We start from the raw sequence: 15,141 nt of genomic DNA, 5'->3' as shown, positions 1-15,141 counted from the left end.
GTCTCGGACATCCTGTTCACCTCGGGGACGACCGGCTATCCCAAGGGCGTGATGTTCACCCACGGACAGTCGTTGCGCGCCTATGGCGAGCTGGGCGTCGGCTTCGCCTTCCGCCCCCAGGACCGGTTCCTGCTGATTCCTCCGTTCTTCCATGCCCTGGGCTACAAGTCCGGGTGGTTCGCCGCCCTCCTCCACGGCGGGCTGGTCCTGCCGGAGCGCCGCTTCGAGCCGCGGGCGATGACGGATCGGGTGGCTCGTGACCGGGTGACGATGATGATCGGCCCACCGACGATCTTCAACGAGCTGCTGGCGCAGGCCGATCGTCAGGACCTGTCCTCCCTGCGACTCGCGGTGCCGTCGGCCACGAACGTGTCGCCGGACCTGGTGCGCCAGATGCGCGATCGGCTCGGGATCGAGGTGCTGACCGGCTACGGCCTGACCGAGGCCAGCGCGATCTGCACCTACTCACGGGCAGGGGACGATCCGGAGCTCGTCGCCGACTCGGTGGGCCGGCCTGCGCCCGGCGTCGAGGTGGTGGTCGTCGACGACGACGACCGCCCGGTCCCGGCCGGTGACGTGGGGAACATCTTGGTGTCCGGCTACGTCGTGATGCGCGGCTACTGGGACGACCCGGATGCCACCGAGGAGGTCCTCACGCGGGACGGAAGGCTCCGCACCGGCGACCTGGGATCCCTCGACGAGCACGGCTTCCTGCACATCACAGGCAGGAAGAAGGACGTCATCTTGGTCGGGGGCTTCAACGTGTATCCTGCGGAGGTCGAGCGACTGCTCCTCCTGCACCCCGGGGTCGCGGAAGTGGCCGTGGTGGGCGTGTCGGACGCTCGACTCGGGGAGGTGCCCTGCGCGTTCATCGTCCCGGTTCGCGGAGTTGCTCTCACGACGGAGGAGTGCTTCGAATGGGCACGGGGACACATGGCTAACTTCAAGGTGCCGCGCCACTACGAGATCGTCGCCGAGCTCCCCAAGAACTCCAGCATGAAGATCATCCGCGCGCAGCTTCGCGAGCGTGTTCAGAGCCTGGTCGGCGAGGGACTCCCCGCCGATCGTGACCGGGTCTCAGAGAGGTCGTCGCATGGCGAGTAGGAACCCCGTGGGTCCGGTCCAGCTGCGGATCCCCAAGGCCGCCGAGCTGATCGCCGCCCACCTCCGGCAGCGCATCGTCAGCGACGATCTGTCGGAGGAGGACCCGCTGCCCCCGGAGTCCAACCTGATGCAGCAGTTCTCGGTGTCGAGGCCGACGCTGCGCGAGGCCTATCGCATCCTGGAGTCCGAGGGCCTGATCACCGTCCGCCGTGGCGCCCACGGCGGCGCCCGCGTGCACAAGCCCCGTCCCGACGTCGCGGCTCGCTATGCAGCCCACGTGCTGCAGTCCCAGGGCGCCCGGCTCAAGGACGTGTTCGACGCACGCGAGGTGCTCGAGGGCGCGGCCATCGACCTGCTCGGTCCCAAGCCCTCCAAGGCCGGGCTCGAGCGGCTCCGCGAGATCAACCTGCGTGGCCAGGACCTTGAGCACGACCTGCTGACGGCGCTGGAGATCCATCACGAGTTTCACCGGGCACTGGTCGACATGGCCGGCAACCTCACGGTCTCGCTCCTGCGCAACATGATCGACATCATCTTGGAGGCTGCGACCGAGCGGCACGTCGCCAACGCCGGTGGCAACGAGGAGCAGGTGTCGTCGCGCAAGGCGCAGCGCACACACGTCAAGCTGGTGGAGCTGATGGAGCAGGGCGACCTGCCGGCTGCCGGCCGGCTGTGGCGGGCACACCTGTCGGACAGCGCGAAGATCGTGCTGGCGACGGCGAACTCCGCCCTCGACGTCACGATCTGAGCGCGACGCGCGTCACTCGCCGGTGAACGTCGGCTGCGTCCTCGCCAGGCTCGCCGCGATGCCGATCTGAGAGTCCTTGGTCCGCCAGAGCCGTTGCTGCTCGTCGAGCTCGTGCGCGAGCGCGGCGGCCACCTCGCCGGCGAGCTCTCGACGCAGGGACGCCTTGATCGCGCGGACCGCGAGCGGTGCACGCGAGGCGATGTCGCGCGCCAGGTCGACGGCACCTGCGCGCTCCCGTCCCGGCTCCACGAGACGATCGACCAGGCCGATCGCGTGGGCGCGCTTCCCGTCGATGCGGGAGGCCGTCAGCAACAGATCGTGGGCTCGCTGGGGTCCGACGATACGAGGCAGGGTGGCGGTCAGCCCGAAGCCGTGGTGGAAGCCGAGGGCCGAGAAGTTCGCATGGAACCGCGTCTGCCCCGAGGCCACCCGGAAGTCTGCTGCGCAGGCCAGTCCGAGGCCGCCGCCCACGGCCGACCCCTGGACGGCCGCGACGAGGGGCAGAGCCAGCTCGAAGAGGCGCTGGCCCTGCTCGTAGAGCGCGCGCGAGGCCCGGTCGCGGTCGCCGGCCAGAGCCCCCTGCCCGAAGTCGGCCCCGGCACAGAAGTGCTTTCCCTCCGAGCACAGCACGATGGCGCGGCACTCGCGTCCGCCCTGCAGCTCCTCGCCGAGGTCGGCGATCTGGGCGAGGAGGTCGTGGTCGAAGTAGTTGGCGGGTCCTCGGTGGATCTCGACCACCGCCACGTGCTCCTCGAGCGTCAGGCTCAGGTCGTCGGCCATGGCACCTCCACGCCGTGGTCGCCGTCGGCCACCGGCGTGGTGATCGAGCCGCTCTCGCGGACCGCGCGTCCCAGTGCGCCGGCCAGGGCCAGCTCGGTCCCCAGCTCCTGGCGCCAGGCGTGCAACCTTCGGGTATAGAGGTGGAGGGGGTACTCGCGCGTCATGCCGATGGCGCCGTGAGCCTGATGGGCGGCCCGCACCGAGTGCAGGGCGCTCTCCGTCGCGACCAGCTTGGCGGCGGCGATCTCGAACGACGAGGGCCGTTCCTGACTGGCCAGCGCCGCGCGCCAGACGCTCATCGTGGTGATCTCGGCGGCCTCCGCGATTGTGACGATGTGCTCCTGGACCGCCTGGAACGCGCGAATGGGACGGCCGAACTGCTCACGCTCGCCGGTGTAGCGAACGGTGAGCCCGAGGATTCCGCTCAGGGCTCCGGCCATCTGTGCCGTCCGGGCCAGGCCGAGTCTCCAGCGCGGGTCCTCCGCGAGGAAGACGAGTCCGGACCCGATCACGCCGTCCGCCTCGAACGTCAGGGAGTCGGAGGGGGTGCCCGCGAGGTCGGCTCCCGGCGTCAGCGTCGCCTGCGCAGGATCGAGGACGGTGACCCGCCAACCTTCGGGATGCTCGGCCACGGCGACCACCGCGCTGACGCCGCGACCCCAGGGGACCCGGTGCACAGTGCCGCGCGCCCTGTCCGCCTGGCAGTCCAAGGTGTCCGCGGTCGTGCCGGGCACGAAGGTGAGCGGGCCGGACGGGATCTCGAGCCCCGCCTGCTCCAGCAGCCAGGCCGCGGCGTACGACTCGGCCAGCGGCAGAGGCGCCGCGTGTGCGCCGGCGGCGATCACGATGGACATGGCGTCGAGCAGTGACCCGCCCGAGCCGCCTGACTCCTCCGAGATGCCGACGAGAGTGAAGCCGAGGCCCTCGAGCTCGTTCCACACCTCGGCGGGCAGAGCGCCGGTGCGCTCGACCTCGGCGGCCAGCTCGGGTGACACCCGACGCGCGAAGAACGCGTCGATGCTCTCCACGAGCGAGGCATCGGCCAGGGGCGCGCTCACGAGGCGAGTCCCTTCGAGATGATGCCGCGCAGGACCTCGGTGGTCCCGCCGCGGATCGTCCAGGACGGCGACACGAGGACGGCTCGCGCCAGGAGAGACTCGACCGGGTCGCTCGCCGCCAGCTCCGGAGCCCGGCCCAGGTGTCGGGCCACCAGCTCGACGCTCTCCTTCTCGAACCGCGTGGCCATCTCCTTGGCCATGGCCGCCTCGGTGACCGGCGAGCCGCCGTCGTCGACGAGCCGCGCGATGGCCAGGGAGAGACCTCGCAGTGCCCACATGCGAGCCGTGATCCGGCCGAGGTCGGACAGCGCTGCCCCGTCGTCGGCCAAGACGCGTGGCGCCCACTCGCGGATGACCGGCATCAGCGACATCCAGCGATCCACCCCACCCCGCTCGAGCACGAGCTCGCCGGTGTTCTGCGTCCACCCGGCTCCTACCTCGCCGAGCCGGGCATCGTCACCGACCCGTACGTCGTCGAAGACCACCTCGCAGAAGTGCTGCGATCCGTCGATGAAGGGGATCGGCGAGATCGTGATGCCCGGCGTCGTGCAGTCCAGCACGAACTGGGTGAGCCCGGCGTGCCGATCCTCCGAGGTGCGGAACAGGCCCAGGACATGCGTTGCCTCGGCCGCACCGGAGGTCCAGATCTTCGTGCCGTCCAGGCGCCACCCATCGCCGTCCGGCCTAGCGCGGGCGCGGAGGGAGGCCAGGTCGGACCCCGAGTCCGGCTCGCTCATCCCGATGGAGAACGACAGCTCTCCCCGAGCGATGCCCGGGAGGTAGCGACGCTTCTGATCCTCTGTGCCGTAGCGCTGGATCGTCGGCCCGGACTGGCGGTCGGCCACCCAGTGGTAGCCGACGGGGGCGCCGCGCGCCAGCAGCTCCTCGACCACCAAGAGCCGCTCGACCGCGCTGCGCCCGCCACCGCCGTACTCGGGAGCGAGCGCCATCCCGACCCAGCCCTTCGCCCCGAGGTCGCGGGAGAAGGCGGGGTCGCTGACGCCGGTCATCCCCAGGCTGAGGGGGTAGGTCCCGGGCGGGATCCGCTCGTCGAGGTAGGCCCGGACCTCGTGCTGAAGCGCCGTCTCGGCCCCTGTCAGAACGGTTGGCTCGAGGCTCATCCGGGCTGCCCCTCCGCTCGAGTCGTGCGGTACGCCCGCTCCAGCTGGTCCAGCTCGTGGAGCACCTCGTCGGTGTGCTCCCCGATCAGGGGGGCGGGGCGCCGCACCGAGCCGGGAGTCTGCGAGAAGCGTGCGAGCTGCGGGATCACGCGATAGCCGCCGATCTCCGGATGCTGCATCACGGGAAGGTCGTCGACGAGGTCCTGCAGCGTAGCCACGCGCGTGGCCGGGATGCCCGACTCCCCGCAGTAGGCAAGCCACTCGTCGGTGGTATGTAGCGGTGCGATCGCGCGGATGTCGCGGTAGAGCGAGTCGGAGTTGCGCAGGGCGGCCCGCTGGTCGACGTATCTCGGATCGTCCGCGGCATCGGGGATCCCGGCTTCGCCGAAGATCGCCGCATAGTGCTTGGGCAGATAGGGAAAGAGGTGGATCTGTCCGTCCCGTGTGGGGTGGGGGCGTCGCTCCGCCGAGAGGACGCGCGGATAGCCGGCGGCCGGGGCATCGTCGAAGGAGACCGGAGGCTCGCTGATCGCGCCGCTGCCGTGCTCGGCCAGCATGAACGCCGCCGTCGTCTCCTGCATCGCCACCTCGATGTGCTGCCCCTCGCCGGTCCGCTGCCGATGGAAGAGGGCCGCGGTGACGGCCTGGGCGATGGCGAGGCCGCACACCTTGTCGGTGAAGATCGTCGGCAGCAGCGCCGGCTGACCCCAGACCCGCTCCATCATGTCCGAGATGCCGCTGGCCGCCTGGATGATGTCGTCGTACGCCGGCTCGTCGGCGCGCGGCCCGTCCATCGGGAACCCCTGGGCCTGGCAGTAGACGAGGTCCGGCCTGAGGCCGACCAGGGTCTCGTAGTCCAGACCAAGCCGCACCAGCACGTGCGGCCTCATGGTCGCGACCACCACGTCGCAGGTGGCCACCAGACGGTGGGCCGCGGCCAGCCCGGCCTCGGTCTTGAGGTCGAGGACGGCCGATCGCTTGTTGCGCAGCAGGTTGAGCGCGATGCCGGAGAGCTCGGGATGCGGGCCTGGGCCCATCACCCGGTTCGTGTCGCCCCCGGTCGCCTCGATCATGATCACGTCGGCGCCCTGGTCGGCCAGGATCTGCGTGGCCAAGGGACCCATGATCACGCGGGTGAGGTCCAGCACGCGCACGCCGTCGAGCGGGCCCGGGCTCCGGTCACGCTGGTGAGCGGCTGCCAACACGTTCGTCTCCTCGAGGTTGCCTCTCCCAAAAATGTATACTAAAGTGAATGCATCTGTCCACGAGGCCCTGGGCCGCGACATCAGCGAGAGGCGGTGTACAGGGCGTGCTCGTTGTGACCGACCACACCGACGAGCTGCATCCCGAGGCCGTGTACCAGGCGCTGCTGGAGCAGGGGATCTTCGCCCTCCCGCAGTGCGAGGCGTGCGGGAGGCTGCACTACTCGCCGCGCGTCCTGTGCCCGTTCTGCGGCTCGGACTCGCTGGGCTGGAGCGAGCTGTCGGGCGACGGCACCGTCTACTCCACGTCCACGATCACCCCGCGCGGTGGGACGGCGTACGCCGTCGTGCTCGTCGACCTCGCCGAGGGTCCGCGGCTGATGAGCAACGTCGTGGGGCTACCCGCCGACGACGTGCGGATCGGCACCCGGGTGCGAGCCCGGATCGACGCGAGACCCGACGGGGCGGTGCCGGTGTTCGAGGTGCCCGACACCGAGGCGACCCCCTCGTGAGCGGCCAGGAGCGCGACCTGAGGGGGACGACTGCCGTCGTCGGCGTCGCCGAGTCCGACCTCGGGGAGGTGGGCCCCCACCTGTCGTCCTTGGACCTGATCGGCCAGGCGACGGTCCGGGCCCTGGCCGATGCGGGCCTCGACAAGAGCGACGTAGACGGGCTCTTCTGCCACTCGGCCTTCTTCCAGCTTCCGCCGGTGACGGCCGCCGAGTACCTCGGGATCCGTCCGCGCTACTCCGACTCCACCGCGGTCGGGGGCAGCACGTTCGTCGGCTACCTGCGTCATGCCACCGCCGCCATCAACGCGGGCATGTGTGACGTCGCGCTGATCACGTACGGCAGCACGCAGCGCTCGACCTCCGGCGGCCTCGTGAGCTCAGCCGCCCCGCTGACCAAGTCCTACGAGACGCCCTTCGGTCCGCGGCTGCCGGTGACCTCCTACGCCCTGGCCGCGGCCCGGCACATGCATGAGTTCGGCACGACGAGAGAACAGCTCGCCGAGGTCGCGGCGGCCGCGCGGAAGTGGGCGCAGCTCAACCCGGTGGCCTTCGACCGGGGCGAGCTCACCGTCGACGACGTCCTGTCGGCACGCATGGTCTCGAGTCCGCTGACCGTGCGCGACTGCTGTCTGGTCACCGACGGTGGCGGCGCCGTCATCGTCACGTCGGCGGAGCGCGCGCGGTCGCTGCCCAAGCCCCCGGTGTTCCTGCTCGGGGCCGCCGAGGCCCACTGGCACAAGGACATCTTCCAGATGCCGGACCTCACCGTGACCGCGGCGGCCGAGACCGGTCCTCAGGCGTTCGACCTGGCCGGTCTCCGGCCGGACGACGTGGACGTCCTCCAGCTGTACGACGCGTTCTCGATCAACACGCTGCTCTTCCTGGAAGACCTCGGCTTCTGCCAGAAGGGCGAGGGCGGGGCGTTCGTCGAGGACGGCGCCATCGCGCCCGGCGGCCGGCTACCCGTCAACACCAGCGGCGGCGGCCTGTCGTACTGCCACCCGGGCATGTTCGGGATCTTCCTGATCATCGAGGCGGTCCGGCAGCTGCGTGGAGAGTGCGGCGAGCGCCAGGTGTCGGATCCGGAGGTCGCCCTGGTGCACGGCAACGGCGGAATGCTCTCCTCACAGGTGACGGCCCTGCTGGGCACCGAGGCGACCCTGTGACCCCCACCCACACTCCCATCTTCATCTCACGTGAGGACTACCCATGAGCACAGGCAAACTCGATGGACGCACGGCCGTCGTGACCGGCGCGGGTCAGGGCATCGGCCGGGGAATCGCCGAGCGGTTCGCGCGCGAAGGCGCCGCGGTCGCCGTCGTCGATGTGAACGAGCCCAACATCGCCGAGGTCGTCGACGGCATCCGCAGCGAGGGGGGAACCGCGCTCGCCGTCACGTGCGACGTCTCGAAGCGCGACCAGGTCGACGCCGCCGCGGCCCAGATCACCGAGCAGCTGGGTCCGATCAGCGTCCTCGTCAGCAACGCGGGAGTGACCCGTCCGGCCATGCTCTGGAAGATGACCGAGGAGCAGTGGGACACCGTGCTCGACGTCCACCTCAAGGGCAGCTTCTACTGGCTGCAGGCGGTGGTGGGCCCGATGCGCGAGGCCCGCGCCGGGAACATCATCTTCACGACGTCCGGAGCCGGGCTGATCGGCTCGGTCGGGCAGATCAACTACTCGGTGGCCAAGGCCGGCCTGCTCGGGATGACCCGCTCGGCCTCGCGCGAGCTGGCGGCGTACAACATCATCGTCAACGCCGTCGCACCCGCGGCGGCGACGCCGATGACCGAGACCATCCGCACGGACGAGCGGTTCAAGGACAAGTACCTCGAGGGCATCCCGCTCAACCGCTGGGCCGAGTCCGACGAGATCGCCGGCACGTACGTCTTCCTCGCCTCCGAGGACGCCAGCTACGTGACCGGTCAGGTGATCTCCGTCGACGGCGGCCGCACCATGGTGCGCTGAGGATCCTCAGTCGGCCGACGCGACGGGGTCCTGGTCCGGCTCCGCCGGGCGCTTGGGCCAGTCTGGGGCGCTGGCCGGCAGGCCGTCGCTGACGGGGGTCGGGAACCTCGGCGCCCGCTTCTCCAGGAACGACGCCGCTCCCTCTGCGGGATCGCCGGTCAGCTTCATCTCCGCGATGACGTGGGTCTCGATGCGGTGGGCCGTCCAGGGGGAGGGCTCGCTCAACATCGACCACAGCATGCGTCGAGTCGCCGCGACGGAGACGGCCGAGGTGCTCTCGACGATCTCGCGGGCCAGCTCACGTGCGACCGGCATCAGGTCGTCCGGCGCGACGACGCGCGAGACGAGTCCACCTCGCAGTGCCTCGGCGGCGTCGAAGATCCGTCCGGTCAGGCTCCACTCGAGAGCCTGGGACATACCGACGACGCGGGGAAGGAACCAGCTGGACGTCGCCTCCGGGACGATCCCGCGACGCGCGAATGGGAACGCGAAGCGAGCGGTCTCCGAGGCGATCCGGATGTCCATCGGCAGCGTCATCGTGACACCCACCCCGACCGCGGGACCGTTCACGGCCGCGATCACCGGCTTCAGCGAGCGGGCGATGCGCAGGGCGACCACGCCGCCGCCATCCCGCGGGCGCCCGCCGATCAGCTCGTCGTCGCTCCTCGGGACGGCAGCCGTCGGTGGGCCGGCGCTGAGATCGGCACCGGCGCAGAACGCCCGACCGGCGCCGGTCACGACGACGACACGGATCTCGTCGTCCTCGTCGGTGCGGTCGAGGACAGCCACCAGCTCGTGCCCCATCGCCGGGGTGAAGGCGTTGAGCCGCTCCGGGCGGGTGAGCTCGACCACGGCCACGCCGTCCGCCACGGACAGCACCACGTCGGCGCTCGTCACGTCTTCCACCGGCCCGTGAACGTCACTGTCTCCCTCGTGGTGAACGCCGCGATGGCACGCGGCGCGTCCTCGGTCGCGTAGTTGACTGTCTGGGCTCGCCATTCGTTCTCCAGCGCCTGGGCGAAGGTCTGCGTCGCCCCGTCGTTCAGCAGCTCCTTGGTCAGGGCGAGGGCGATCGGAGGCATGCCGGCGATCCGGCGTGCGGTCTCGTCGACGAAGGCCTCGATCTCGTCGGGACCGACCACCCAGGTCACGAGTCCCAGCTCGTAGGCCTCTTGAGCACCCACGCGCTCCGCGAGGAAGGCCAGGCGCTTGGCCTGCTGGAGGCCGGCGAGGTGCGGCAGCAGCCAGCTCCCACCGAAGTCGGGCGAGAGCCCCCTTGCGGTGAACACCTGGCTGAACTGGCTGGTCTCCGAGGCGACGACGAGGTCGCAGCACAGGGCGAGGTTCCAGCCGGCGCCCATGGCGTACCCCTCCACCGAGGCGATGGTCGGCTTCGGGAGGCGGTGGACCTCCTCGGCGATGCGGCTCAGATGTCGGATCCGGGTCACTGGGTGGCCCTCCGGCACCCCGCTGATGTCTGCTCCGGCGCAGAACGTGTGGTCCGCGCCTCGCAGGACGACGCAGCGCACGTCTTCGTCGGTACTGGCCGTCCGCAGGATCTCCGAGAGCAGGTCCCAGGCCTCCCGGTCCATGGCGTTGCGTCGCTGCGGACGGTTCAGGGTCACCGTCAGCACGCCGTCTGCGAGCTGGCGGAGGACCGGGGCCTCGGCTCCCGTGCTGGTCATCTGGGTCTCCCGTCAGTCGTCGGCCGACGGGCGCGACGTCTCGTCCATGGAGCGTCGCACGACCAGCGCGTCGACGGCGACGCTCCCCGCCCCCTCGGGCATCACGAGGAACGGGTTGAGGTCGATGCTGTCCAGGTCGTGTCGGTGCTCGTCGGCGAAGACGGACAGCCGGCTCAACGCCGTCGCGAGCGAGGCCACGTCGCGTGCCGGCTTGCCCCGAGCGCCGCTCAGCAGGCCGTAGCCGCGGATCTCCTGGATCATGCTCGTCGCCTCCGTCACGGTGAAGGGTGCGAGTCGATAGGAGGCGTCGCGCAGCACCTCCACGTACACACCGCCCAGCCCGAACATCACGACCGGCCCGAAGACCGGATCGCTGACGACCCCCAGGATCGTCTCCAGGCCACCGGTCAGCATGGGACTCACCAGCGCTCCGTCCAACCGCGCGTCGGGTGCGTACCGAGCCGCCGCCCGGGTCACCTCGTCGTACGCGCGGGCGGCGGCCTCGGGAGTCGTGACGTCGAGCCGGACCCCTCCGGCCTCCGACTTGTGCGGGAGATCCTGTGACACGACCTTCACCACGACCGCCGATCCGAAGTCGGCTGCCGCACGGGCCGCCTCCTCGGCCGAGTGGACGTGGACACCGGGCGCCACGGGGACACCGGCTGCGGACAGCACGGCGGCGGAGTCGACCTCAGAGAGCGTCCCCGAGCCCGTGATCGTGCTCGAGCTCGCGACCGTTGTCGGCGGCGGGGCAGCAGGGCTCTGGAACCCTTGGCGGTTGGCCACCGACCGGCCCATGACGCGCACGGCAGTCGTGGGGTCGTCGAAGACGCGGATGCCCATGGACTCGATGGACGCGCGCACCTCCGGCGTGGTGAGCATCGCCAGGGAGATCTGGGACTCGGGGAACGCCGCCCTGGCCTCGCGCAAGGCGTCCACCGCGGCGTGGGACCAGCTCGGGATCAGGCCGATATAGCTCAGGAACACGATCATGGAGTCGAAGCCGCCCTGCCCGAGCGCCGTGACCAGGAACTGCGCGAGGAGGCGCTGGTCGTTCACGAGCTGGGCCGTGGTGTCGATCGGGTTCTCCACGCCTGCGGACGGCCAGACCTCGCGCAGGGCGAGCTGGGCGGTCTCCGGGAGCGGTGGGACGTCGAGGGCGACCGACTCGGCCACGTCGGCCATCAGGATGCCCACGCCACCCGAGCTGGTGACCAGGCCCGTGCGCGAGCCGCTCGGCACCGGACCGAAGCCGATCCCGTACGACAGGTCCATGAGGTCGTCCAGGGAGTCCGCGACGCACACGTTGTACTGGCGCATCAGGGCCTCGTAGGTCTCCGCGGAGCCCACCATGGAGGCGGTGTGGGAGGCGGCTGCCCGGGCGCCGACAGTGGACCGACCGGACTTCAGGAGAATGACCGGCTTCCCACGCTCGTGGGCGAGTGCCAGGGCCTCGCGCAGACCGTCGCCGTCCCGACAGCCCTCCAGGTAGGCGGCCACCACTCTCACGTCGTCGTCGAGCGCGAGATGGGCGAGGCAGTCGGCGAGCTGGATGTCGCACTCGTTGCCCGTCGAGATCCACGGGTCGAAGCTGATGCCGCGGTCGAGGCCCGCGAGCACGCAGTACGCCGCGATCGCGCCGCTCTGGCTCACCAGCGCGACGCCGTCGAGGTTGCCCTCGGGTCGCGGGCGGCCCTCGGAGGCGGCGAAGCTCGCCGAGACCCCCGCCCTGCGGTTCGCGCTGCCGAGGCAGTTCGGGCCCAGGACGCGCATGCCAGAGTCGCGCGAGATCCCGGCGATCTCCTCCTGGGCGCCCGCGCCGTCCGGCGACGTCTCGGCGAAGCCGGCGCTGAAGATCGTCGCCACCCTCACTCCGCGGTCCGCGCAGGCGCGCACGGAGTCCACGACCGCGGGGCCGGGAACCGACACCAGGGCCAGGTCGATCGCGTCCGGCACGTCCTGGATGGAGGCGTAGGCGGTCATGCCCTGGATCTGCGCGTGGCGGGGGTTGATCGGGTAGATCTCACCGGCGAACCCGTTGGCTCGCAGATAGGTCAGTGGCCGGCCGCCGATCTTGCTCGGGTCGGCCGAGGCGCCCAGCACGGCAATCGACTTCGGGGAGAGCAGTGCGTCGAGACCGTCCAGCTGAAGACCCACGCCACTCCTTCGGCCCTGCGTCGTGCTCTTCTGGGCCAGCGGGCGCATGTCATACTGCCAAGAAGTGGATTCGTAAAAACATGCAAGAATGTATACGTTCTTGTCCGCCGTGTCCACGCCGGACGGCCCACGCCGAGGGGAGCGCCATGGCAGTGTCCACGCCGACCGCCCTGCGCGAGCTGTCAGGGGTCCAGAGATGTCTGGTCGAGATCCGCCGGATGATCCTGGCGGGCGACTTGCTGCCGGGTCAGAAGGTCCATCAGGGCGACCTCGCCGAGCAGCTGAAGGTCAGTCGCATCCCGGTGCGAGAGGCGCTCGCCCAGCTGCATGCCGAGGGCCTGCTGGTTCACAAGCCCAACACCGGGTTCACCGTGGCGCGGTTCAACAGCGGCGACCTCGCCGACATCTACCTCATGCGCCGACTCCTCGAGACCGAGCTGATCAGGTCCATCGACCTGGCTGCCGTGGACGCCGACCTGATGGACGACATATTGGAGCGGATGGACCACCTGCGGCCGGCCGAGTCGTCCGAGGAGTACCAACGGCTGAACCGCGAGTTCCACTTCCTGCTGCTGGACCCGTCCGCGATGGAGCTGGTGCGCCAAGAGGTCTCCCGGCTCTGGTACATCTCTGGCTTCTACCGCTCGCTCTACCTCTACGAGCCGGAGGCGCCGGGTCACCTGAGGGCCGAGCACGAGGCCATCGTTGCCGCCGTCCGGGCCGAGGACGTCGACGAGCTGATCCGCGTCTCGGATGCCCATCGGTCCGGGACCGAGAGGCTGGTCGTCCAACGGCTCGGTCGCGGACGCGAGCGGTGAGACCGGAGCGCACCCAGCCGTCGACGACCTTGACCCGGATGGTGGATCTGACCGGCCTCGGCGACGACGTCTTCGAGGGCACGCCGGTCCCGATGCGCCGTGGCTCGATGTTCGGCGGCCAGATCCTCGGTCAGTGCTGGACCGCCGCCCACGAGTCCACGCCCGGCCACCCCTGGCCGGTCTCGCTTCACGCCTTCTTCGTCTCGGCGCCCGAGCCGAGCTCGGTAGTGACCTACACCGTCGAGCGTCAGCGCGAGAGCCGGCGCTACGCCTGGCGCCGGGTCGTCGGCGTCCAGCACGGCTCGGTCGTGGTGGACGCACTGGTCGCGCTGTCCGCGTTGCCGCCGGCCGCCTTCGAGACCGTCCTACCCCCCGGCGTCCGCGGACCGGACGAGCTGGACCCGCCCGACCTCGTCGCCGGCCGGGACCCCGAGGTCGTCGGCGACTACTTCGACCACGTGACGATGGGCGTGATCGACGTGCGCTACGTCGACGGGCCGCCGCCGGTGCGCATCCGCGACCGCGACCTGGCGGCCGAGCAGTGGCTCTGGGTGCGACCCCTGTCGCCGGTCGTCGGTGCCGAGGTGGGCGCCGTCCTCGCCTTGCTCTCGGACGTCAATCTGCTGGCGACACCGCTGATGACGATGGGCGAGCTCGGAGACGGCGTCACGACGTACGCCGCGAGCTTCGACCACGACCTCCGGTTCTACGCCGCCCCGGCGGAGGTCGACTGGCTCCTGTTCCACCAGGAGGCGGTGGTGGTGGCCGGCTCGACCGTCGAGTCGCGGGCCCGGGTGCTCGCCCCGGACGGCACGCTCGTGCTCACGGTCACCCAGCAGGGTCTGGTGCTGCGCCGCTGAGGCCGGGTCAGAAGACGTGTCGGGTGACCGGCTCGGCGATGCACGCCGGCTTGTCCGATCCCTCCAGCTCAACGACTGCCGACCAGACCGCCTGCAGACCGCCCGCCACGTCGTCCAGCGACACCAGCCGGACGCGGACGCGCACTCGCGAGTCCACGGGCACCGGCGCCGCGAACCGGACCTTGTTCAGCCCGTAGTTGAGCCCGATCCTGGCGCCCACGATCTCGTAGACGGTCTTCATCAGGGGCGCGAGCAAGGAGAGCGTGAGGTACCCGTGCGCGATGGTGGTTCCGTAGGGCCCGCTCCGGGCGCGCTTCGCATCGACGTGGATCCACTGGTCGTCCCCGGTCGCCTCGGCGAAGAGGTCGATCTGGGCCTGGGGGATCGCGTGCCACTCGCTGACGCCGATCTCCTCACCGACAGCGGCCTTCAGCTCCTCGACTGTGGAAAACGTGCGCATCTCGCTCCTTATACAGACAGATGATTATGATGATATGACTATCGTAACGGTCGCGCGAGGGGAGAGGGGTCCGGCTCGGTGGAGACGCCATGACCTCTGAGGTCCAAGCCTCGGTCCACCACCGTCCAGGCTTCTGGCTGATGGCGATGACGCTGCCCCTGCTGATGGCTGCGTCCGTCGCCCCGTCGCCGCTCTACGTCGTGTACCAACATCGATGGGGCTTCACGGCGAGCACGCTGACGATGGTCTACGCCGTGTACATGGGCCCGCTCGTCGTCGCGCTGCTGACGGTCGGCGGGCTCTCGGACCAGATCGGGCGCCGGCCCGTCGTGGTCGCCTCCCTGCTGGTCCAGGCGCTCAGCATGGTGGTGTTCATGACCGCGTCCGGCGTGCCGGCCCTCTTCGTGGGCAGACTGCTCCAGGGGCTTGCCGCGGGGACCGGGCTCGGCGCGGTGACCTCGGGAGTCCTCGATCTCGCCGGCGGCGACGGCCGCCGCCTCGGTGCTCTCCTCAACAGCGTCGGTCCGGCCATCGGGATCGGGCTCGGTGCGGCGATCTCGGGTCTGATGGTCCAGTTCCTGCCCGCCCCACGCGTCGCCGTCTACGTGCTGCTGGCGGTGCTGTTCGTCGTCCTGGCCGTGGCCGTCGCGGTCCGCATCGAGCCGGCC

Annotated in this window: 16 protein-coding genes; 8 read left to right on the top strand and 8 right to left on the bottom strand. The window is 70.4% G+C overall.

The genetic code is table 11. The features are described 5' to 3' along the window. Together VHW64_RS04115 and VHW64_RS04110 are read left to right on the top strand one after the other, a co-directional pair. A partial coding sequence (locus tag VHW64_RS04115) for an AMP-binding protein (RefSeq protein ID WP_329649238.1) occupies positions 1–1,104 on the top strand: 1,104 nt, incomplete at its 5' end. Further along, the gene (locus VHW64_RS04110) at positions 1,094–1,852 is read left to right on the top strand and encodes a FadR/GntR family transcriptional regulator (protein WP_329649237.1); all 759 of its coding nucleotides are present in this window, start codon (positions 1,094–1,096) and stop codon (positions 1,850–1,852) included. The genes VHW64_RS04115 and VHW64_RS04110, both read left to right, overlap by 11 nt. A gap of 12 nt (positions 1,853–1,864) precedes the next feature. On the opposite strand, the gene VHW64_RS04105 is transcribed toward VHW64_RS04110, so the two are convergent. Genes VHW64_RS04105 through VHW64_RS04090 form a run of 4 tightly spaced genes read right to left on the bottom strand, consistent with a single transcriptional unit; the run spans position 1,865 to position 6,016 of the window. Then, on the bottom strand, positions 1,865–2,632 hold the full coding sequence (locus tag VHW64_RS04105; protein WP_329649236.1) for an enoyl-CoA hydratase/isomerase family protein: 768 nt from the start codon (positions 2,630–2,632) through the stop codon (positions 1,865–1,867). Then, positions 2,617–3,690 (bottom strand): acyl-CoA dehydrogenase, encoded by a 1,074-nt coding sequence (locus VHW64_RS04100; protein ID WP_329649235.1) that lies wholly within the window; start codon positions 3,688–3,690, stop codon positions 2,617–2,619. The genes VHW64_RS04105 and VHW64_RS04100 overlap by 16 nt, the downstream gene beginning before the upstream one ends. Continuing rightward, positions 3,687–4,811, bottom strand: a complete 1,125-nt coding sequence (locus VHW64_RS04095) for an acyl-CoA dehydrogenase family protein (RefSeq protein WP_329649234.1) — start codon at positions 4,809–4,811, stop codon at positions 3,687–3,689. Before VHW64_RS04095 ends, VHW64_RS04100 begins: the two co-directional genes overlap by 4 nt. Beyond that, on the bottom strand, positions 4,808–6,016 hold the full coding sequence (locus VHW64_RS04090) for a CoA transferase (RefSeq protein ID WP_329649233.1): 1,209 nt from the start codon (positions 6,014–6,016) through the stop codon (positions 4,808–4,810). The genes VHW64_RS04095 and VHW64_RS04090 overlap by 4 nt, the downstream gene beginning before the upstream one ends. A gap of 104 nt (positions 6,017–6,120) precedes the next feature. On the opposite strand from VHW64_RS04090, the gene VHW64_RS04085 reads away from it, so the two are divergent. From VHW64_RS04085 to VHW64_RS04075, 3 genes are read left to right on the top strand one after another with little or no spacing between them, the layout of a single operon-like run. Next, a complete protein-coding gene (locus VHW64_RS04085) occupies positions 6,121–6,525 on the top strand; it encodes a Zn-ribbon domain-containing OB-fold protein (RefSeq protein WP_329649232.1) in 405 nt (134 codons plus the stop codon). Then, complete coding sequence (locus VHW64_RS04080) at positions 6,522–7,691, top strand: thiolase (protein ID WP_329649231.1); 1,170 nt, start codon at positions 6,522–6,524, stop codon at positions 7,689–7,691. Before VHW64_RS04085 ends, VHW64_RS04080 begins: the two co-directional genes overlap by 4 nt. 43 nt (positions 7,692–7,734) lie before the next feature. Then, positions 7,735–8,493 carry a 3-oxoacyl-ACP reductase FabG gene (locus VHW64_RS04075; protein WP_329649230.1) on the top strand — a complete coding sequence of 253 codons (759 nt, stop codon included), beginning with the start codon at positions 7,735–7,737 and terminating at the stop codon, positions 8,491–8,493. A 6-nt stretch (positions 8,494–8,499) separates the two neighbouring features. On the opposite strand, the gene VHW64_RS04070 is transcribed toward VHW64_RS04075, so the two are convergent. Genes VHW64_RS04070 through VHW64_RS04060 form a run of 3 tightly spaced genes read right to left on the bottom strand, consistent with a single transcriptional unit; the run spans position 8,500 to position 12,335 of the window. Beyond that, positions 8,500–9,390: an enoyl-CoA hydratase-related protein gene (locus VHW64_RS04070; RefSeq protein ID WP_329649229.1), complete on the bottom strand. Its 891-nt coding sequence runs from the start codon at positions 9,388–9,390 to the stop codon at positions 8,500–8,502. Next, positions 9,387–10,178, bottom strand: a complete 792-nt coding sequence (locus VHW64_RS04065) for an enoyl-CoA hydratase/isomerase family protein (protein WP_329649228.1) — start codon at positions 10,176–10,178, stop codon at positions 9,387–9,389. Before VHW64_RS04065 ends, VHW64_RS04070 begins: the two co-directional genes overlap by 4 nt. A gap of 12 nt (positions 10,179–10,190) precedes the next feature. Continuing rightward, positions 10,191–12,335 carry an acetate--CoA ligase family protein gene (locus VHW64_RS04060; protein WP_329649227.1) on the bottom strand — a complete coding sequence of 715 codons (2,145 nt, stop codon included), beginning with the start codon at positions 12,333–12,335 and terminating at the stop codon, positions 10,191–10,193. A 146-nt stretch (positions 12,336–12,481) separates the two neighbouring features. Here VHW64_RS04060 and VHW64_RS04055 point away from each other — a divergent pair, with 146 nt between their 5' ends. Together VHW64_RS04055 and VHW64_RS04050 are read left to right on the top strand one after the other, a co-directional pair. After that, the gene (locus tag VHW64_RS04055; protein ID WP_329649226.1) at positions 12,482–13,153 is read left to right on the top strand and encodes a GntR family transcriptional regulator; all 672 of its coding nucleotides are present in this window, start codon (positions 12,482–12,484) and stop codon (positions 13,151–13,153) included. Between the two features lie 38 nt (positions 13,154–13,191). Beyond that, positions 13,192–14,013: an acyl-CoA thioesterase gene (locus tag VHW64_RS04050; RefSeq protein WP_329649225.1), complete on the top strand. Its 822-nt coding sequence runs from the start codon at positions 13,192–13,194 to the stop codon at positions 14,011–14,013. Positions 14,014–14,020: 7 nt separating this feature from the next. Here VHW64_RS04050 and VHW64_RS04045 read toward each other — a convergent pair whose 3' ends face one another. Further along, positions 14,021–14,473 (bottom strand): MaoC family dehydratase, encoded by a 453-nt coding sequence (locus tag VHW64_RS04045; RefSeq protein ID WP_329649224.1) that lies wholly within the window; start codon positions 14,471–14,473, stop codon positions 14,021–14,023. 89 nt (positions 14,474–14,562) lie between these two features. Here VHW64_RS04045 and VHW64_RS04040 point away from each other — a divergent pair. After that, on the top strand, positions 14,563–15,141 hold a 579-nt coding region (locus tag VHW64_RS04040), incomplete at its 3' end, for an MFS transporter (protein ID WP_329649223.1).

Source organism: Nocardioides sp. (genome assembly GCF_036267815.1).
GTDB lineage: Bacteria > Actinomycetota > Actinomycetes > Propionibacteriales > Nocardioidaceae > Nocardioides.
This window is presented reverse-complemented; position numbering and strand designations above follow the sequence as displayed.